This is a genomic window from Clostridium sp. CAG:265, assembly GCF_000436575.1.
In the GTDB taxonomy this organism is placed as follows: Bacteria; Bacillota; Clostridia; order Clostridiales; family Clostridiaceae; genus Clostridium; species Clostridium lentum.
This window is the reverse complement of sequence record NZ_FR886631.1, coordinates 44,116-63,240: the sequence shown is the minus strand read 5'-3', so window position 1 is coordinate 63,240 and position 19,125 is coordinate 44,116. Positions and strand designations below refer to the sequence as shown.

Sequence of the window (19,125 nt, the reverse complement as noted above, 5' to 3'; positions counted from 1 at the left end):
AGATTTTAAAATAAAAATAGTGTAAAAAACTTTACACTAACTTTTAAAATAGGAGGCATGAAAAATGGAATTTAAGGAAATGACCATATCAAAATTTATAGAAGATTTATCAGGTGATAAATCTTCCCCAGGTGGTGGAAGTACAGCAGCTTTAGTTTCTGCACTTGCATCTAGTTTAAATGATATGGTATATTCTTTCACTGTTGACAAAAAATTATTTCAAAATCTTACAGAAGAAAATAAATCAAAAATGCTTAAATTTCAAGCTGAAACAAAAGAATTTACTAAGAATGCTTTGACTTTTATGGAAAAGGATAGAGCAGATTTTATGGCTGTTATGGATTGCTATAGACTTTCTAATGGCACAGAAGAAGAAAAGAATATTAGGAAAGAAAAGCTTAAATATGCAACGATAAAGGCAATGAATACGCCATTGGAGTTAGCAGAAAAATCTTTAGTATATTATGATAATATAAAATTTGCAATAACTTTTGGTAATAAGAATCTTAAATCAGATGGAATTGTAGCAGCTATATTGCTTAATGGTGCAATAGAAAGTGCAATTATAAATGTGTTGATAAATTATAAATCACTAAAATCATATGAGGAATTCAAAAATATTCCAGAGAGATGTAATGAAATATCTATGAAATCAAGAGTTTTAAAAGAAGAAATCTGTAGTGGATTTTATAATGAAATATAAAACAGAGGATGCTTAGCATTCTCTGTTTTACTTTTAGATTATTTTTCAGGTAAATCATTTAAAGATTTAAATTCATATCCCTCATTTTTAAGCTGAGTTATAACATCCTTTAAGACATGGGTATTGGTTTTAGATACAGCATGAAGAAGCATGATACAGCCAGGATGAACTCCAGAGGTAATCTTTTTAATAGCCATTTCTTTGCTTGGTTGATTATCAATAATCCAATCTTTATAGGCAAAGCTCCAAAAAATTGTCTTATAACCTAATTCCTTTGTTTGTTTTAAAGATGTCAATGAGTATTTACCCATTGGTGGACGGAAGAATTTAGGCATTTCTGAATCAGTAATTTCTTTATAGGCATCTTCAACTTCAGTAAATTCTTTGATGAATTTTTCTTTGTCAGTAATTGAAGCCATGGAAGGGTGGTGAGAAGAATGATTACATACTAGATGTCCTTCTAAATTCATTCTTTTAATTATTTCAGGGTTTTGAATGATGTATGGTTTCACCACAAAAAATGCTGCTGGTACATTTTCTTCCTTTAAAACATCTAATATTTTTACAGTGTACCCATTTTCATATCCTTCATCAAATGTTAAATAAATTATTTTATTTTCTGTATCACCAACATAATAAGCATCGTAGGTATCTAAAAACTCAGCACTTTCTTTTGGACATTCAGGACTTTGATTATTTCCACGATTAACAAAGTACCAGTTTAATTCTGAGTTTTCTGGGGCTGATTTATTTTGAATGCTATAACTGTTGGCAGAAATAAAATTACATGCCATTAAAATTAGTAAAGAAAAGATAAAAATATTTAGGCTTTTATTTTTCACTATTAAAACCTCCTATTAAGTCTTTTAAATCTATTTTTAGTAAAAGCAGATAATATAAACATGGAAAAATTTAAAATAGTATTGATAATGAGTTAAATTAGGAATGAACTGTAAAATAAATGAGTAAAAAGAAGTAGGAGTATGTTAAAATCAAAATTTAGATTAAGTAGCTTAACAAGGGAAATTAATTATTATTTTAAAAAGCGATAATAATATTATTGTGTTGAAATAAAATTATATCTAGAGTATAATCTTAAAGTATTAGTTAAGGTAAGAAAGGAATGTACATAGATGAGATTAGGAATTGTAGGATTACCAAACGTAGGAAAAAGTACATTATTTAATGCGATAACAAAAGCAGGTGCAGAATCAGCTAACTATCCATTCTGTACTATAGAACCAAATGTTGGTGTTGTAAGTGTACCAGATAGGAGATTAGATGTATTAGAAAAAATGTATAATACAAAGAGAAAAGTCTATACTACTGTAGAATTTTATGATATTGCAGGATTAGTTAAAGGAGCTTCAAAAGGTGAGGGATTAGGAAATAAATTTTTATCTCACATAAGAGAAGTTGAAGCTATTGTTCATACAGTAAGATGTTTTAATGATGAAAATGTTGTGCATGTTGAGGGAAGCGTTGATCCAATAAGAGATATTGAAACTATAAATTTAGAATTAATATTTGCTGACCTAGAAGTTCTTGAAAGAAGAATGGAAAAGGGAGTTAAGCTTGCTAGATCAGGCGATAAAAAAGCAAAGGTTGAATATGAAATAATGGAAAAAGTTAAGGCTCATTTAGAATTAAATAAGCCTATAAGAACTTTAGAAGTTAATGAAGATGAAGAAGCATTCATTAAGACTTTATTTATGATTACTTCTAAGCCGGTACTTTATGCATGTAACATATCTGAAGATGATATGATGAGCGGAAACTTAAACAATGAATATGTTCAAAAGGTTAGAGAATATGCAGAAGCAGAAAACTCTGAAATAGTAGTTGTTTGTGCTAAGCTTGAAGAAGAACTTTCAGGTTTAGAAGATGAAGAAAAAGCAGAAATGTTAGAAGAATATGGCTTAACTGAAGCTGGCTTAGATAAACTTATAAGAGCATCTTATAGATTGTTAGGATTAATAAGTTATCTTACAGCTGGAGTTCAAGAGGTTAGAGCTTGGACTATTAAAGAAGGTACAAAGGCACCTCAAGCTGCTGGTAAGATACACACTGATATTGAAAGAGGATTTATCAGAGCAGAAGTTGTGGCTTATAATGATTTAGTTGAATGTGGCTCAGAAGCACAAGCTAAAGAAAAAGGAAAATATAGATTAGAAGGCAAAGATTACGTTATGCATGATGGTGACGTAGTTAACTTTAGATTTAACGTTTAATATTTTAAATTTCCTTAAAACTCTACATGGATTAATATTCATGTAGAGTTATTTTTTCGATAAAGTTGTTTTAATGTCAATAAATATAGAATAAATACTAAATAAATCTTGAAGGATACTGTAATTTTATATAGAATATATAATAGAGTGGTTAAAACGGTATAATGTAGCAGTTATGCACATATGAAACAAAATCAATTTAGTATAGAAATAATATGCAGAATTAGAAAAGGTTATAGTAACTATAGAAAATGAAAATAGTAAGTGTATAGAGTAAAAAATGTTGTAAGTATATTTGTATACTAAGTACTTAAAGCTCTGTAGCGTAAAAATGGACAGCTATAATAAAAGGAGTTAATTTTATGGAATTTAATCATATTTCAGTTTTATTAAATGAATGTTTAGAAGGATTAAATATCAAAGAAAATGGTATTTATGTGGATGGAACTTTAGGAGGTGCAGGACATTCAAGTGAAATTTTAAAGAAACTTTCGAATGAAGGAAGACTGATAGGAATAGATCAGGATACTGATGCGTTGAAAGCTGCAAAGGAAAGATTGGAAAATTATTCAAATGTTACATTTGTACATAGTAATTTTTCTAGTATAGAAAATGTTTTAAACAATTTAAATATTGATGGTGTTGATGGAATACTTATGGATTTAGGCGTGTCTTCTTATCAACTTGATGAAGGAGAGAGAGGATTTAGCTATATGAAAGATGCTCCCCTTGATATGAGAATGAATAGGGATAATGACTTTTCTGCATATAATGTCATAAATGAGTATTCAGAAGAAGATTTATATAGAATTATAAGAGATTACGGCGAAGAAAAGTTTGCAAGAAGAATTGCCAGCTTTATTGTAGAAAATAGACAAGAAAAAAATATTGAAACAACTTTAGAACTTGTTGAAATTATAAAGAGTGCTATACCTGCAAAAGCGAGAAGAGAAGGACCACATCCAGCTAAGAGAACTTTCCAAGCAATCAGAATTGAAGTAAATAGTGAACTTTCTATATTAAATAAAACTATAGAGGATGGAGTAGGAAAACTTAATAAAGGCGGTAGAATGGCAATAATAACTTTCCATTCTCTTGAAGATAGAATAGTAAAAAATAAATTTAGAGATTTAGCTGTTTCGTGTAGATGTCCTAAAGAATTCCCAGTTTGTGTCTGTGGTGAAAAAGCAAAAGTAAAAGTTATCTCAAGAAAAGCCATAGAACCTACGAAAGAAGAAGTGGATATAAATCCAAGAAGTAGAAGTGCTAAATTAAGAGTTATAGAAAAACTATAATTCTAAATAATAAATAAAATGTAGGGATGTGAATAAAATGGGTGCTAGGGAATATAATTATACAAGAGGAAACACCGCACTTGTACCTGAAAGAAAGCCGCAGTATGACAAAAACAAGAAGCAAAAAATCAAGGAAGAGTTACGAGCAAAGAAAATTAAGAAGCTTAAGGTGAATTTAATTTCAAATGTGGTGGGGATTTCAGCTTTAGTTTGTATTCTTGGTGGAATAACCTTAGCAATTGATGGGTATGTTTATGATAGGCAAAATGAATTAACAGAAATAAAAGAAGAAACAGCAGCATCATCAGATATTAATGATGCATTAAAAGTAATGTTATTAAAATATTCATCTTTAGAAAATGTTAAGAACGTTGCTGAAAATGAATTAGGCATGGTATATCCTAACAAGGATAATACTATACTGATTGATATGTCTAAAGATTATTTTTCACATATCAATGAAGAAGAAAATAAAGAAAGTTTCCTCGATAAAATTAAAGGTATTTTTAATTAGGGAATGTAAGTGATGTTTTTATTTCTTTGAAAAAATATAACTATTCATTCTCTAATTATTTAATGGGGGAATGAAAGTGAAAAAAAAGAAGTTTAAAGATCGGGCGTTGATTCAGAAGAGACTAACATTAGTAGTATGGACAATTGTGGTAGTTTTTTTTATATTAATTCTAAGATTGTCCTATATTATGATTGTTAAGAGGGATGAATATTCATCCCGAGCTGAAGAGCAGTGGACAAGTGAAGTAAGTATTGATGCAAGAAGAGGAAGAATACTAGACAGAAATGGTGTAGAACTAGCAGTTTCGGCAAATGTTTATAGAGTTGATTTTGATTTAAACTCAGTTAGGCAGTATCTTAAAAATAACTCATTAACTAATGCTGATATTGCTGGAAAAATTGCTGATGCCGTAGGCATGGAAGAAAATAAGGTTATGGAAAAACTTGAAACTAAGCTGGCTAGTGGTGCTAATGCTGGTTCTGCAACCTTGATAAGAAGAATAGAAAAAGAATCTGCTGATAAGGTTAATAACTTAAATATTGATGGTGTAATTGTTTCTCCAGATACAAAAAGGTATTATCCTAAAGGGGAATTTTTAGCACATGTTCTAGGAAGCACCAATGTTGATGGACAAGGCCTTACAGGAGTTGAACTTCAATATAATGAATATTTATCAGGTGTACCTGGCGTGAGAATTTCTGAAATTGAACGTAATGAAGAAAATTTATCTTATACTATATCTAATTTTACAGAACCTATAGATGGAAAGGATGTTACCTTAACAACTGATTCTAAAATACAAGCTATTGCAGAGAAGGTGGCTGAAAAAGGATTAGTAGATAATCAAGCTAAAAGAGTATCTATTATGGTTATGAATCCTAATAATGGAGAAATATTAGCCATGGTTAATAAGCCGGATTTTGATCCTAATAATGCTTTTGATGGATTTGAAGATTTTTCTGGTGAAACTGATGGAGAAAAGCTACAAAAAATGTGGAGAAATAGCTTGGTAAATGATACCTTTGAACCAGGATCTATCTTTAAGGTTGTGACAATGGTAACTGCTTTAGAAGAAGGAATAGCTTCTGAATCAGATACTTTTGAATGTGGAGGAAGCCTTCAAGTTGGTTCTCATACCATTAAGTGTTGGAAGACATCAGGTCATGGTAGTCAAATTTTACCTCAAATTTTACAAAATTCATGTAATGTTGGATTTATGAAGTTGGGCGAAAAAATTGGTAAAGAAACATTAAATGAGTATATTAAAAAGCTTGGATTTGGTAAAACTACAGGTATTGATTTACCAGGTGAAGCATCTGGTATAGTAAAAAAGACTGAAAGTATTACAGAATCAGATTTAGCAACTATTTCATTTGGACAAACTAATACAGTAACTGCTATTCAATATATGCAAGCATTCAATGCTCTTGCTAATGGTGGTAGTTTAATACAGCCTCATATACTTAAGGAAGTATCTCACTATGATAATACTGGTACTAAAATAGTAGATGAAACTTTTGAACCAGTAATTTCTAAAAATGTGTTGTCGGCTAAAAGTACAGCTACTTTAAGGGATTATTTGGAGAGAACAGTAAATGAAGGTGGTTCAAATAAAAGCTATATAGAAGGATATCACATAGGCGGTAAGACTGGAACAGCACAAAAGGTTAATTCAGTAACTGGAGGATATGAAAGCGGAAAGTATATTTCATCTATGGCTGCAATGGCACCTATAGATTCACCGGAAATTACAGCTTTCATAAGTATTGATGAACCAAGTAATGGAGCCTATTATGCCGGTGTTGTAACTGCACCACTTATGAAAATACTTTTGACAGATATATTCAATTATATGGATTCGGAATTTTCTGAAGACTATAATGCGGTAGCAAGGGATATTTTAATTCCAGAAATTCGTGGAAAATCTATAGAAGAAGCAAAAAAAATTTTAAAAGATGTAAATTTAGAGTATAATATAGAGGGTAGTGGGGAGAGTGTAACAAATACTCAGCCATATCCAGGTTATACAGTGAAAGAAGGAACCAAAATAACAATTTATACTGGAGATGCAGTAGATAATAATAAGGTATCTATGCCAGATTTAACAGGATTTTCAGTAACCTCAGCTGAAGATGTCCTTGACAACTTAGGTATAAAATATATCCTTGAAGGTGATGGTTTTGTTATTGATCAAAGTATTCCTGCGGGTGAAGTAATAACCACAGGTTCAAATGTTAGGTTAACTCTTAGTGATGATTATGGAGATTAACTTTTTTCATTTTTAGCATGTGGATTTACACATGCTATTTTTTATGCGAAGCATTAAAAATGCTATTGAGTAAACATTTAATGATAATTAAGGAGAGATAGAAGATGAAATTATTAGAGTTATTAAATGGTGTAGATTATAAGGTTTTACAAGGAAGCGATGAAAAGGAAATTAATAAAATACAGTATGACAGTAGAAAGATTACTGAAAATGACTTGTTTGTATGTTTAAGTGGATTTGAAGTTGATGGTCATGATTATGCAGTTAATGCAATAAAAGCTGGAGCTACAGTAGTTATGTGTGAAAAAGATTTAGATCTCAATACTATACCTGAGGAAGTAACAGTTTTAAGAGTTACTGAAGGTAGAAAAGCATTAGCTATTATGTCTGCTAATTTTTATGATCATCCAACAAAAAAATTAAAGCTTATTGGAGTTACTGGTACAAATGGTAAGACTACTAGTGTATATATTTTAAAATCAATACTTGAAAAATCAGGAGAAAAAGTTGGACTTGTAGGGACTATAGCTAATTATATAGGAGATGAAAAAGTTAAATCAGAAAGAACAACACCTGAATCATTAGAACTTCAAAAGTTATTTAAGGATATGGTTGATAAAGGATGTAAATATTGTGTAATGGAAGTTTCATCACATTCATTAGAGTTAGATAGAGTTTATGGATGTAATTTTGAAGTAGGAATTTTCACAAATATAACAAGAGATCACTTAGACTTCCACAAGACTTTTGATAATTACTATAATGCTAAATTTAAATTATTTGAAAGAAGTAAAATTTCTGTTATAAATATTGATAATAGCTATGGTTATAGAGTATTAAATGATGTTGAAAAGTTAGGCAAAAAAACAGTAACTTATTCAATAGAAAATTCAAGTGATTTTAGAGCAGAAAATATTAGACTTGAAGAGAAAGATATACTATTTGATTGCAATAATACTTCATATAAGTTTGTTTTACCAGGTGAGTATAATATATATAATGCTTTAGGAACAATTGCTGCAGCGAAAGAATTAAATATTTCAGAAGAATGCATAAAGTCAGGACTTTTAGATGTAGTTGTACCTGGAAGATGTGAAAGAATTGGAGATAAATATGATATACCTTATGAAATAATCATCGATTTTGCACATACACCAGATGGTATGAAGAATATTTTAGAAACATTGAAATCATTTGCAAAGAACAGACTTATAGCTGTTTATGGAAGTGGTGGCGATAGAGACAAAATTAAGAGAGCTGAACTTGGGAGAGTTGGAAGTGAAATTGCTGACCTTGTTATTATAACTTCTGATAATCCAAGACATGAGGATCCAATGGCTATTATTAAGGATATAGTTGTAGGTATAGAAAAAACAAATTATCTTGCAATCGAAAATAGATCTGAAGCCATAAGATTAGCTTTAAAAATGGCTGAACCAGGTGATGTTGTTGTTTTAGCTGGAAAAGGTCATGAAACATATCAAATTAATAATGAAGGCGTGATACATTTTGATGAAAGAGAAGTTGTTGATGAAATATTATCAGGAAAGTAGAGGAAAATAGATGGAATTTTCATTTGAAGAATTGGTAAGTGCTCTTGAAGGTGAGGTAGTTATTAATAATGATTATAAAAAGTTTAAATGTACTTGTATAGATAATAGAAAAGTTACAGAAGATTGTATATTTTTTGCAATTAAAGGTGAAAAATTTAATGCTAATAATGTAGCAATAGATGTTCTTGAAAAAGGAGCATCTATTGCTGTAGTGGATGAAGTTAACTTTAAAAAGGAAGATGCTATGGGAAAAGGTATTGTAATTAAAGTAGATAATACAGTTAAATCAATGCTTAAATTAGCTAATTTCTATAGAAGAAAATTAAATCTTAAGGTTATTGGAGTTACAGGTTCTTGTGGCAAGACTTCAACAAAGGATTTAATTGCAGCTGTATTAAGTACAAAGTATAATGTATTTAAAACAGAAGGTAATTTTAATAGTGAAATAGGACTTCCACTTATGATATTGAAGCTTACATCTAAGCATGATGTAGCAGTTTTAGAAATGGGCATGAGTGACTTAGGAGAAATTAAGATATTAGCAGAAGCAGCAGAACCAGATATGGCTGTTATTACGAATATAGGTCTTTCTCATTTGGAAAATCTAAAGACGCAAGATAATATACTTAAAGCTAAGATGGAAATTGCAGAATACTTCACAAAAGATAATATATTAGTGGTAAATGCTGAAGATAAAAGGCTTAAACAAATTCATTCTGATAATTATAAAATTGAAAAAATTGGATATAATAACGAATATGATATTTACGCATCTAATATTATATTAAGAGAAGATAGTGTAAAGTTTACTGCTAATTGTGGAGATGATAAATTTGATTTTGAATTACCTATGGCAGGAAAGCATAATGTATTAAACATGATGTTGGCTATAGATATTGCAAAAAATCTAAATGTATCCCTTAAAGATATGAACGAAGGACTTTCAAATTTAAAGGCTACATCTATGAGATTAGAAACTGAAAAAACTAATAAGATTACTATTATAAATGACTGTTATAATGCTAGCCCAGATTCTATGAAATCTTCCATAGAGGTATTAATGACTAAAGCAGCAAGTAGAAGAGTTGCTATATTAGGAGACATGTACGAACTTGGAAGTAAAACGGAAGAAGCCCATGAAGAGGTAGGTTCATTTGCAAAAGGTAAAATAGATTTATTAATAGTTATCGGTGAAAATGTTAATAACTATGAAAATGGATTTGGCAGTGAGCATATTAGAAAATTTGCTTCAAAAGATGATTTTTTTGAAGAAGTAGATAATCTAATTAATAAAGATGATGTTATATTAGTTAAGGCTTCTAGAGGGATGAGATTTGAAGAAGTAATATCCAAGTTAAAGGAATTAAAATAAAACGAAGGAGGTGAACTGCTGCTGAGCAGTTTATATGGGGGAGACTTTAATAAATTTTGTAAGTTCTAAGTTAGGAATAGGCTTGATATTATCTATAATATTTTCATTGGTGTCTGGACCAATAGCAATTCCATTATTAAGAAAGTTAAAGTTTGGCCAGAATATTAGGGAAGAAGGTCCAGAAAGTCATTTAAAAAAAGCTGGAACGCCAACAATGGGTGGAATTCTTTTTATTTTATCCTCCTTAATAGTTATGCTTATTTTAGGGTATAAATTTAATGATAAAGCAATGATTGCTTTATATTCATTAATTGCATTTGGGTTTATTGGATTTTTAGATGATTTGTTAAAAATACTTAAAAAGCAAAGTGAAGGCTTAAAGCCAGGACAAAAAATGATATTATTATTAATATTTTCTATAGCTTTAGCTATTTACGGGTATTATAATTTAAATACTAATTTGTTAATTCCTTTTACTTCATTTGAAATACCATTAGGAATTTTATATATTCCTTTTGTGGTAATAATATATGCAGCTACAACCAATGCCGTTAATCTAACAGATGGATTAGATGGATTAGCTACATCAGTATCAATTTTAGTTTTAACATTCTTTACAATTGTATGCTTTATGATGAAAGAAACATCTCTAGCTGTATTTTGCGTAGTATTGATAGGTGGACTTATAGGATTTTTAAAATATAATGCTTATCCTGCAAAAATTTTTATGGGAGATACAGGATCCCTTGCAATTGGTGGTGCTATTTCCACTGTTGCTATAATATTAGAACAGCCGTTATTAATAATAATAGTAGGAGGAGTTTATGTATTTGAGACTTTATCAGTTATAATACAAGTTACTTCCTTTAAATTAACAGGTAAAAGAGTATTTAAAATGGCTCCTGTACATCATCACTTTGAAAAATGTGGCTGGTCAGAAATAAAAATAGTTACAGTATTTTCACTTATTACAGCAGTTTTATGTTTAATAGGATTCTTAGCATTGTAAAATAGGAGGAATGTCTGTGATATTAGACAAGAGGAATCAAAATAAAAACATAGGAAAAGTCGATTTGGGAGTTTTATATACAATACTTATATTATTGGCAATTGGTGTTGTAATGATATATTCAGCAAGTTCATTTTACTCAATGTTTCACTATAATGATAGTATGTTTTATTTAAAGAAGCAGGGGATCATGGCTGTTATAGGCTTGGTGGCTATGTTTTTTATGATGAATTTTGACTATCACAGACTAAAAAAAATAACACCGAAATTATTGATAATTACTATTCCATTATTAATAGCAGTATTTTTTTTCCCAGCAGTAAATGGTGCTAAAAGATGGATTCAGCTTGGTGGATTGTCATTTCAGCCATCAGAGCTTACTAAATATGTGGTAGTATTATTTCTTGCTTTAAGCATTGATATTAAAGGTGATGGAATAAAAGATTTTTGGACTGGAATAGTACCATATCTTGCTTTATCTGGTTTTTTTGCAGCTTTAGTTTTAGCTGAAAAAAATTTAAGTATTGCAGCAATTATAATGATTGTTACATTTATCTTACTTTTTATCTCTGGTGGGAAAATTAAGCACTTATTTGGAATAGTGTTACCGACATTATTGACTTTAGCAATATTTTTTATCTTTAGTTCGGATTACAGAAGAGCTAGAATGCTTAATTTTATTGATCCGTGGAAGGATGCTGCTGGTGATGGATATCAATTGATTCAATCATTTTATGCATTAGGGTCAGGTGGTATAACTGGACTTGGTCTTGGACAATCAAGACAAAAAACATTATATATGCCTGAACCGCATAATGATTTTATATTTTCAATAATTGGCGAAGAGCTTGGGTTGATAGGATGTCTACTTATTATTTCTTTGTTTATAATTTTTATATGGCGTGGTGTACGTATAGCTATTAAAGCTAAAGACACATATGGTAAGTTATTAGCAATGGGAATTACATCTATTATTGCAGTGCAAGCTATTATAAATATAGCAGTTGTAACGGGTTCTATGCCGGTTACTGGTGTTCCAATGCCATTTATAAGCTATGGTGGTACATCGCTTGTCATTAATTTGACGGCAATGGGAATATTGTTAAATATATCTAGGCAAATTGAATCTGATGTTAGGTAAGAAGATAGGGCCCCTATTTTAGGGGTTCTTTATTATGTAAAAAATTATAATGAAAATTATAGAGTAAAATGATATTATATTAGTATAAACTAGGATAAGGATGTAAAATAAAGCAATGAATGAAGTAAAAGAATACATTAAGATTAAAAAGAAAAAAAAGGTAAGAAAAAAGATTTTTATGATTTCTACAGTAGTATTAATAATATTAATAGTTTTCTTTACTAAATCACCACTATTTAATTTAAAAACAATTACTGTGGAAGGTACATCAAATATTTCTGCTGAATCAGTGTTAGAAACTGTAAATAATAGGATAGGTAAAAACATTTTTATCTTGAACAGAAATAAAATGATTAAAGATATATTGAGTGAACCGTATTTTTTGTCAGCAAAGATAAGAATGAGTGGAATTAATTCACTAAATATAATAGTTACTGAAGAATCACCTGTTTTTTATACAAAATATGATAGTAATTTTTATATATTTAATGATAAAGGTGTTCTAATAGAAATTGCAAACAATATTGAAGGAAGAAACTTAGTTGAGATTACTGGTGTAACTACAGAGGAGCTTCAATTAGGAAAGCAGATAATCAATAATGAACATATTATTAATATACTAGGAATTTTATATCCATATATTGCTGAAAATACGGAAAGTATAAAATTTGATAGATTTGATTTATCTAAGTTATACGATATAAAAGGGTATATGGGAAAGATAGAAGTATTTTTTGGAGAAATAACTGATTTCCATGAAAAAATAAATGATGTATATAATATTATTTTAAATGGAAATGTAGGGATTACAAATGGGTATATTGATGTGAGTATTAAAAATATGCCAGTAATCAAGAAGAATGAAGAGTAGGAGGAGTTAATTTGAAAAGAGTTGCATCACAATTAGTTGTAGCTGTAGTATGCGGATTTTTAGGTTTTTTATTAACATATCAATTCAAATTGTTAAGCAAAAAGAATGAACTGACTAATTCATATGAGAATTCAGATATTTTGAAAGAAGTAGAAAGTCTTAAAAAAGAAAAAGAAGAGCTTGAAGAAGCTAATGCTACTTTCAATGAAGAAATAAAAGCCTTAGAAGAGAAAGCAACTAGTGAAGGTGAATTAGAAGCTGAGGTAAAGAAAAAGCTGGATAATGCTAGAATGCAACTAGGACTAGTGGATGTAAAAGGACCAGGTATTATCATTACTTTAACCCCTAAGACATCTATCTTTGGTACTAACACATCGGATAGCATTAGGACAATTACAGAAGATGAACTTGTATATTTAGTAAATACATTATGGTATTCAAGAGCGGAAGCTATATCTATAAATGATATTAGAATAACTCCTCAAACCGGTATAAAAAATGCTGGTTCATCAATATCTATAGGTTCTGCAGGAAGAGTAGATCCAAGTAGCGAAATTATAATTAAAGTTATAGGAGATAAGTCTAAATTAAATGTTGGAGTTAGTTATGGAGGATCTTTAGAAACAGGAGCACTAAAGAACTATACCAATGATGTTAAGAGCAGCGATGAAATAACTATTACAAAAACAACACAGACTTTAAGAAGTGATTATTTAATACCAGTACAATAGGAGTGAGATTTATGATAGCATTTATAGGATTATTATTGGGAGTTTTTTTAGGATTATTATTTGATATTAATATACCAGATAAATTTTCACCATATATGTCAGTGGCTGTATTAGCTTGCTTAGATTCAGTTTTTGGTGCATTAAAAGCTAATCTTGCTAATAAGTTCCAACCAGATATTTTTATTTCAGGTTTCTTTGGAAACGCTCTTCTTGCTGCAGCTTTAGCTTATCTTGGCGATAAGCTTGGAATTCCTATTTATATAGCAGCAGTAATAGTATTCGGAGGGCGCATATTTGATAACTTTGCTATAATCAGACGTATTGTATTAGAGAAATATAAAAATAGGCAAAGGAGTGAGTAGATGAAAAACTATAAATATAAGTTTTTTATCTTTATAGCATCACTTATTATTGGATTTTTAGCATCTAATAATTTTAATATAAATTCTATGTCAAACTTATTTAAAATGAATGCACAAGAATATAAGAATGCTTCAGAAGAAAGGAATATGCTATACGAAAGTATAAGTGATTTGAAGGAAGAAAATTATAATCTACAAGAGCAATATAATAGTTATATTAATGATGAAACTGATTCAGCTAATATTGTTGATAACATGAGTTCTCAATTAAATGATTATTATGCCATTGGGGGACTTACTGAAGTAGAGGGCCCTGGAATTGTAGTTAAAATAGAAGATGGAGATTATGATATAAATAGTGATAGTCAGGAGGAAGTAAATAGAAGAACCCTTCATGATATTGATGTTGCTATGATAATAAATGAACTAAGATATATTGGTGCTGAAGCGATAGCTTTAAACAGTTATAGAATTTTAAATAATACAGGTGTAACTTGCAATTGGGCTTTTATCGGCTTTGAAGATGAAAGCATGGAGATGGCTCCTTTTTATTTTTATGCCATTGGTAATCCTGAACAATTAGAGACAGCTATAAAAGCTGAAGGAAGTTATATTAATGAACTTATAATAAGAAAGCTAAAAGTTGAAGTAAATGTTATGGAAAGTATAACTGTGTTACCTACAAAAAAGAGTTATGATTCTTTATACATGCATAGGAATGACAAATAATTGATAAAATATTTGAAAGTATATTAAAAAAATACGAAAAAAATGTTATAATTAGATAGTATTAATAAAGGAAATATATCTTTCATAAAGAAAATAATATATACTCTTATAAGAGGGGGTGATTAGGATTAGTATTAAAGATAAAATTAAGGGCTACTTGGATGAAATACCAGAAGGTGTAAAACTATTAGCCGTTTCTAAGACTAAGCCCATTTCTGATATTTTAGAAGCTTATGATGCTGGTATACGTGATTTTGGCGAAAATAAAGTACAGGAGCTTTTAAGTAAGAAAGATGAATTACCTAATGATATTAGATGGCATTTAATAGGGAAACTACAAACCAATAAAGTTAAATATATTGTGGGAAAGGTTTGTTTGATTCATTCGCTTTCAAGCATTAGATTACTTAATAAAATTGAATGTGAGTATGAAAAAAATAACTTAGTAGCCAATGTATTAATTCAAATTAATATCGGAAGAGAAGAGAGCAAGAGTGGAGTATTAGAAGAGGATATTGAGAAGTTAATTTTAGCAGTTGAAAAATGTAATCATGTTAAAGTTAAAGGTATTATGGTTATTATTCCTAAGGGTGATGAAGTTTCGAATAGATATTATTTCAACAAAAGTAAACATATTTATGATGATTTAAGTAAGAAGAGTTATAAAAATATACAGATGGAAATATTATCAATGGGCATGACCTCAGACTTTAAAATTGCCATACAAGAAGGATCAAATCTAGTTAGGATTGGGTCGGGAATATTTGGAAAAAGATAATATGAAAAGGAGAGATATAGTATGTTTGGAAAGCTAAAGGAAATAATAGGATTAGGTGAATATGATGAGGAGTTTGATGAACTAGATGATGCTGAAGAAGAGGAAAAAAATCAAATAGAGCCAATAATTCAAAATACTCATGGTACAAAGGTTGTTAATATTCATAGTAATAATACCGCAAAGATAATGGTTGTAAAGCCAACAGCTTATGAAGAGTCAAGAGAAATAGCTGAAGCTGTTAAAAGTAGAAAAATAGTTGTAATTAATACAAATAGTTTAGACACAAAAATAGCTCAAAGATTAGTTGATTTTTTAAGTGGTGCTGCTTGTGTATTAAATGCAGAATTCCAAGAAATAGAACAAAGAGTATATCTTTTATCACCTCAAAATGTTGAAGTGTCAAATGAATTAAAAAGCGAAATAAGCTCAAAAGCATTATTTAGCTGGAATAAATAGGGGGTGGTTTAAATAGGAATTATTCGTAATTTTCTTAGCATACTTGTGAATGTACTTAATATTACTATCCTTGCAGAAGTAATATTTTCATATATTCCTAATGCAAGAGCAATGAGTATTTATAATATTTTAGTTTCTATAAATAATCCTATTTTAGAACCTATTAGAAGGCTTCAAAGCATGTTTCTTGGAGACATGATGATTGATTTTTCTCCAATTGTAGCTATTTTGCTTTTAAACATGATAAGTGGAATTTTAATTTATTAAGTGGTGTATTATGATATCAAAAGAAGATCTATTGAAAAACTTTGCAAATGAAGATAAGGATTCTGTAATCAGAATTTATGATAATTTAATGTTAGCAAAAAATAAAGATATACCTGTATTTTCAAAAAATTTCTGTCCACCCAATATTTGGAGCTATTTTGTTGAGAATTTTAACAATAATAGTTTTATTGTTGAAGCTGATGGTGCTTATGATGAAGCTGATAGAAGAATAATATCATTTAATAATCAATATTTTTGTGAATATCCTTTTATTTGTCTTAAAATTACCAATAAATCGAAATTTAAAGATTTAACTCATAAGGATTATTTAGGTTCAATAATGTCATTAGGAATTGAAAGAGAAAAAATAGGTGATTTGAGAGTGGTTCATGATTATGCTGTAGTACCGGTATATGAGGATATAGCAAATTATATTACAACTTCTATGGAATTTGTAGGCAGATGTCCTGTTGAAATAGAGATTGTTGATAAAGAACATTTGCCTCAAAGTGTCTTTGAAGAAATAGTAATTAACATACCTTCACTAAGAATTGATAATTATGTTTCGAAACTTGCTAACGTATCTAGAGCTAAGGCTATTGAACTAATGCAAAATAATAAAGTTTCAGTGAACTATTGTAAGATTAAAGAAAAAAGCAAAGAAATACAGGAAAATAATGTAATAACTATTTCAGGTATAGGAAAATTTCGTACTGGCAGTATTGTTGGCAATACGAAATCTGGTAAAAATAAAGTAGTTATAAAAAAGTATATATAGATGAGGGGATATAGTAATGAAATTAACTCCAATGGATATAAAGAACAAAGAATTCAAAAAAGCTATAAGAGGATATGCTACTGATGAAGTAGATGAATTTATGGAAGAAATAGTAGAGAATTATGAAGAAGTATTTAAGGAAAATTCTAGACTTAAAGATACAGTAAGCAGAATAAGAGAAAAAGTTGAGCATTATGAAAAACTAGAAGATACAATTCAAAATACATTATTATTAGCACAAAATGCGGCTGATCAAGCAAAAGAAAGCTCTCAAAAAGAAGCTGATTTAATAATGAAGAATGCTAATGAAAGTGCTCAGAAGGTTTTAGATAAGGCTCATAATGATGTGATTGCTGTGAATGATGAGTATGAAAAGATTAAGGAAGAGTTCATTAAGTTTAGAGCTAAGTTCAGAAATTTTATGAATGCACAATTACAAACTTTTGATGAACTAGAAAAAGATTTAACTAAGAATTATAATGTTTCAGAGACAGTTGAAGATTTAGATTTAAGTTCTAAGGATATACATATTTCTGAAGAGAAGCTAGATGCAGTTGTTGGAGAGGATAATTCTAGCGAAGAAATGAAAGAAATAAAAAGTTTTTTTGCAAATAATTAATTAAAGAGACCTAAAGGTCTCTTTTAAATTTTATATAATTATAGATAAGATATTGAGGATAATTATTTAATATATTATAATGTTCAGAGAATTAATAAAAAATGGAGTTTTTGAAATGGACAATTTAATTTTTAATGTTACTGATGAATTTATAGGTGAAAGGATTGATAAATATCTTTCAATGCAAATTCAAGGTAAATCAAGATCTTTTATTCAAGGCTTAATTACAGATAAAAAAATCGATATTAATGGGTGTGAGGTAAAGAGTAATTATAAGTTACGTAAGAATGATATAATAAATGTTATTTTACCGGAACCAATTGAGTTAAATGTAACTGCTGAAAAAATAGATATTAATATTATATATGAAGATGAAGATGTAGTGGTGGTAAATAAAGAAAAAGGAATGGTTGTACATCCTGCGCCAGGTAATTATAAAGGAACATTAGTCAATGCTCTATTATACCACTGCGGAGATTTATCGGGAATTAACGGAGTTATTAGGCCTGGAATAGTCCATAGAATAGATAAAGATACTTCTGGTATATTAGTAATAGCAAAGAATGATGCAGCACATAATTTTTTAGCAGAACAATTTAAGGATCATTCAATAAGAAGAGAATATTATGCGTTAGTTGAAGGTAGGTTTAACAAAAAAGAAGGCACTATTGATAAGCCATTAGGACGTCATAAAAAAGAACGAATAAAGATGGCAATAGTTGACGATGGTAAGAGAGCTGTAACTCACTATGAAGTTTTAGAGGAGTATAATAAAGGTGTTACATTGGTAAAATGTACATTAGAAACAGGAAGAACTCATCAAATAAGAGTACATATGGCATCTATAGGTCATCCTCTAGTAGGTGATTTGGTTTATGGGCATAATAAACAAAAGATAAAGATAGAGGGTCAGGCACTGCACGCTAAAACATTAGGATTTATACATCCAAGCACAAGAGAATATATGGAATTTAATTCAGAATTACCAGATTATTTTAATGATATACTAAGAGAGTTAAGAAAATAAAGGAGCAAGTATTATGACTAAATTAAAAGCAAATTTATTAGATGAAAAAGCCATAAAAAGAAGTTTAATAAGAATTTCTCATGAGATAATTGAAAAAAACAAAGGAGTTAACGATGTTGTTTTAATAGGAATTAAGAGAAGAGGATATCCTTTAGCAAAAAGAATAGCTGAGAATATAGAACAAATTGAAGGAGTAAAAGTACCGGTAGGTTATGTTGATATTTCGTTGTATAGAGATGATATATCTGAAATACAAGATTTACCAGAAGTTAATTCTGTAGATTTAGGTGTTGAAGTAAAAGGAAAAAAAGTTATACTAGTAGATGATGTTTTATATACATGTAGAACTGTTAGAGCAGCAATAGATGCAATTATCGATGTGGGGAGACCACTTGGTATACAACTAGCTGTATTAATTGA

21 protein-coding genes are annotated in these 19,125 nt (G+C 29.3%); 20 read left to right on the top strand and 1 reads right to left on the bottom strand.

The genetic code is table 11. From position 1 onward, the window contains the following. Window positions 1-64: 64 nt before the first annotated feature. On the top strand, window positions 65-703 hold the full coding sequence (locus tag Q5O29_RS09140; RefSeq protein ID WP_022212649.1) for a cyclodeaminase/cyclohydrolase family protein: 639 nt from the start codon (window positions 65-67) through the stop codon (window positions 701-703). 38 nt (window positions 704-741) lie between these two features. Here the strand turns inward: Q5O29_RS09140 and pdaA are convergent, their stop codons facing one another. Beyond that, on the bottom strand, window positions 742-1,497 hold the full coding sequence (gene pdaA, locus Q5O29_RS09135) for a delta-lactam-biosynthetic de-N-acetylase (RefSeq protein ID WP_186835127.1): 756 nt from the start codon (window positions 1,495-1,497) through the stop codon (window positions 742-744). A gap of 339 nt (window positions 1,498-1,836) precedes the next feature. Between pdaA and ychF the strand changes: the two genes are divergently transcribed. From ychF to pyrR, 19 genes are all read left to right on the top strand, one after another. Beyond that, entirely contained in the window at window positions 1,837-2,934 is a 1,098-nt protein-coding gene (gene ychF / locus Q5O29_RS09130; RefSeq protein WP_022212647.1) for a redox-regulated ATPase YchF, read from the top strand. Window positions 2,935-3,296: 362 nt separating this feature from the next. After that, a complete protein-coding gene (gene rsmH, locus Q5O29_RS09125) occupies window positions 3,297-4,229 on the top strand; it encodes a 16S rRNA (cytosine(1402)-N(4))-methyltransferase RsmH (RefSeq protein WP_022212646.1) in 933 nt (310 codons plus the stop codon). A 37-nt stretch (window positions 4,230-4,266) separates the two neighbouring features. Next, complete coding sequence (locus Q5O29_RS09120) at window positions 4,267-4,743, top strand: hypothetical protein (protein WP_022212645.1); 477 nt, start codon at window positions 4,267-4,269, stop codon at window positions 4,741-4,743. Window positions 4,744-4,819: 76 nt separating this feature from the next. Next, on the top strand, window positions 4,820-7,012 hold the full coding sequence (locus Q5O29_RS09115; RefSeq protein WP_022212644.1) for a stage V sporulation protein D: 2,193 nt from the start codon (window positions 4,820-4,822) through the stop codon (window positions 7,010-7,012). A gap of 104 nt (window positions 7,013-7,116) precedes the next feature. Further along, entirely contained in the window at window positions 7,117-8,565 is a 1,449-nt protein-coding gene (locus Q5O29_RS09110; RefSeq protein WP_022212643.1) for a UDP-N-acetylmuramoyl-L-alanyl-D-glutamate--2,6-diaminopimelate ligase, read from the top strand. A 10-nt stretch (window positions 8,566-8,575) separates the two neighbouring features. Further along, window positions 8,576-9,937, top strand: coding sequence for a UDP-N-acetylmuramoyl-tripeptide--D-alanyl-D-alanine ligase (gene murF, locus Q5O29_RS09105; protein WP_022212642.1), 1,362 nt, complete (start codon window positions 8,576-8,578; stop codon window positions 9,935-9,937). 34 nt (window positions 9,938-9,971) lie between these two features. After that, entirely contained in the window at window positions 9,972-10,946 is a 975-nt protein-coding gene (mraY, locus tag Q5O29_RS09100) for a phospho-N-acetylmuramoyl-pentapeptide-transferase (protein WP_022212641.1), read from the top strand. Between the two features lie 10 nt (window positions 10,947-10,956). Then, window positions 10,957-12,087: a stage V sporulation protein E gene (gene spoVE, locus Q5O29_RS09095; protein ID WP_186835119.1), complete on the top strand. Its 1,131-nt coding sequence runs from the start codon at window positions 10,957-10,959 to the stop codon at window positions 12,085-12,087. A 115-nt stretch (window positions 12,088-12,202) separates the two neighbouring features. Next, on the top strand, window positions 12,203-12,958 hold the full coding sequence (locus tag Q5O29_RS09090; protein WP_022212639.1) for a cell division protein FtsQ/DivIB: 756 nt from the start codon (window positions 12,203-12,205) through the stop codon (window positions 12,956-12,958). 11 nt (window positions 12,959-12,969) lie between these two features. Next, the gene (locus Q5O29_RS09085; RefSeq protein WP_022212638.1) at window positions 12,970-13,689 is read left to right on the top strand and encodes a DUF881 domain-containing protein; all 720 of its coding nucleotides are present in this window, start codon (window positions 12,970-12,972) and stop codon (window positions 13,687-13,689) included. Window positions 13,690-13,700: 11 nt separating this feature from the next. Beyond that, window positions 13,701-14,051: a small basic family protein gene (locus Q5O29_RS09080; RefSeq protein ID WP_022212637.1), complete on the top strand. Its 351-nt coding sequence runs from the start codon at window positions 13,701-13,703 to the stop codon at window positions 14,049-14,051. Further along, window positions 14,052-14,780, top strand: a complete 729-nt coding sequence (locus Q5O29_RS09075) for a DUF881 domain-containing protein (protein ID WP_022212636.1) — start codon at window positions 14,052-14,054, stop codon at window positions 14,778-14,780. 127 nt (window positions 14,781-14,907) lie between these two features. Continuing rightward, window positions 14,908-15,558: a YggS family pyridoxal phosphate-dependent enzyme gene (locus Q5O29_RS09070; protein ID WP_186835126.1), complete on the top strand. Its 651-nt coding sequence runs from the start codon at window positions 14,908-14,910 to the stop codon at window positions 15,556-15,558. Between the two features lie 21 nt (window positions 15,559-15,579). Beyond that, entirely contained in the window at window positions 15,580-16,014 is a 435-nt protein-coding gene (locus Q5O29_RS09065; RefSeq protein WP_022212634.1) for a cell division protein SepF, read from the top strand. A 45-nt stretch (window positions 16,015-16,059) separates the two neighbouring features. Then, entirely contained in the window at window positions 16,060-16,281 is a 222-nt protein-coding gene (locus tag Q5O29_RS09060) for a YggT family protein (RefSeq protein WP_186835117.1), read from the top strand. 10 nt (window positions 16,282-16,291) lie between these two features. Beyond that, window positions 16,292-17,059, top strand: a complete 768-nt coding sequence (locus Q5O29_RS09055; RefSeq protein WP_022212633.1) for a YlmH/Sll1252 family protein — start codon at window positions 16,292-16,294, stop codon at window positions 17,057-17,059. A gap of 16 nt (window positions 17,060-17,075) precedes the next feature. Continuing rightward, window positions 17,076-17,678 (top strand): DivIVA domain-containing protein, encoded by a 603-nt coding sequence (locus Q5O29_RS09050; RefSeq protein WP_022212632.1) that lies wholly within the window; start codon window positions 17,076-17,078, stop codon window positions 17,676-17,678. Between the two features lie 115 nt (window positions 17,679-17,793). Then, a complete protein-coding gene (locus Q5O29_RS09045; protein ID WP_022212631.1) occupies window positions 17,794-18,705 on the top strand; it encodes an RluA family pseudouridine synthase in 912 nt (303 codons plus the stop codon). A 13-nt stretch (window positions 18,706-18,718) separates the two neighbouring features. Next, on the top strand, window positions 18,719-19,125 hold a 407-nt coding region (gene pyrR, locus Q5O29_RS09040), incomplete at its 3' end, for a bifunctional pyr operon transcriptional regulator/uracil phosphoribosyltransferase PyrR (protein ID WP_302632004.1).

Bases quoted from the DNA above. Each gene is read 5' to 3' on its own strand.
- Q5O29_RS09140 (WP_022212649.1), top strand. From the start codon at position 65: ATGGAATTTAAGGAAATGACCATATCAAAATTTATAGAAGATTTATCA.
- pdaA (WP_186835127.1), bottom strand. From the start codon at position 1,497: ATGGCATGTAATTTTATTTCTGCCAACAGTTATAGCATTCAAAATAAA.
- ychF (WP_022212647.1), top strand. From the start codon at position 1,837: ATGAGATTAGGAATTGTAGGATTACCAAACGTAGGAAAAAGTACATTA.
- rsmH (WP_022212646.1), top strand. From the start codon at position 3,297: ATGGAATTTAATCATATTTCAGTTTTATTAAATGAATGTTTAGAAGGA.
- Q5O29_RS09120 (WP_022212645.1), top strand. From the start codon at position 4,267: ATGGGTGCTAGGGAATATAATTATACAAGAGGAAACACCGCACTTGTA.
- Q5O29_RS09110 (WP_022212643.1), top strand. From the start codon at position 7,117: ATGAAATTATTAGAGTTATTAAATGGTGTAGATTATAAGGTTTTACAA.
- murF (WP_022212642.1), top strand. From the start codon at position 8,576: ATGGAATTTTCATTTGAAGAATTGGTAAGTGCTCTTGAAGGTGAGGTA.
- mraY (WP_022212641.1), top strand. From the start codon at position 9,972: ATGGGGGAGACTTTAATAAATTTTGTAAGTTCTAAGTTAGGAATAGGC.
- spoVE (WP_186835119.1), top strand. From the start codon at position 10,957: ATGTCTGTGATATTAGACAAGAGGAATCAAAATAAAAACATAGGAAAA.
- Q5O29_RS09090 (WP_022212639.1), top strand. From the start codon at position 12,203: ATGAATGAAGTAAAAGAATACATTAAGATTAAAAAGAAAAAAAAGGTA.
- Q5O29_RS09080 (WP_022212637.1), top strand. From the start codon at position 13,701: ATGATAGCATTTATAGGATTATTATTGGGAGTTTTTTTAGGATTATTA.
- Q5O29_RS09075 (WP_022212636.1), top strand. From the start codon at position 14,052: ATGAAAAACTATAAATATAAGTTTTTTATCTTTATAGCATCACTTATT.
- Q5O29_RS09065 (WP_022212634.1), top strand. From the start codon at position 15,580: ATGTTTGGAAAGCTAAAGGAAATAATAGGATTAGGTGAATATGATGAG.
- Q5O29_RS09055 (WP_022212633.1), top strand. From the start codon at position 16,292: ATGATATCAAAAGAAGATCTATTGAAAAACTTTGCAAATGAAGATAAG.
- Q5O29_RS09050 (WP_022212632.1), top strand. From the start codon at position 17,076: ATGAAATTAACTCCAATGGATATAAAGAACAAAGAATTCAAAAAAGCT.
- Q5O29_RS09045 (WP_022212631.1), top strand. From the start codon at position 17,794: ATGGACAATTTAATTTTTAATGTTACTGATGAATTTATAGGTGAAAGG.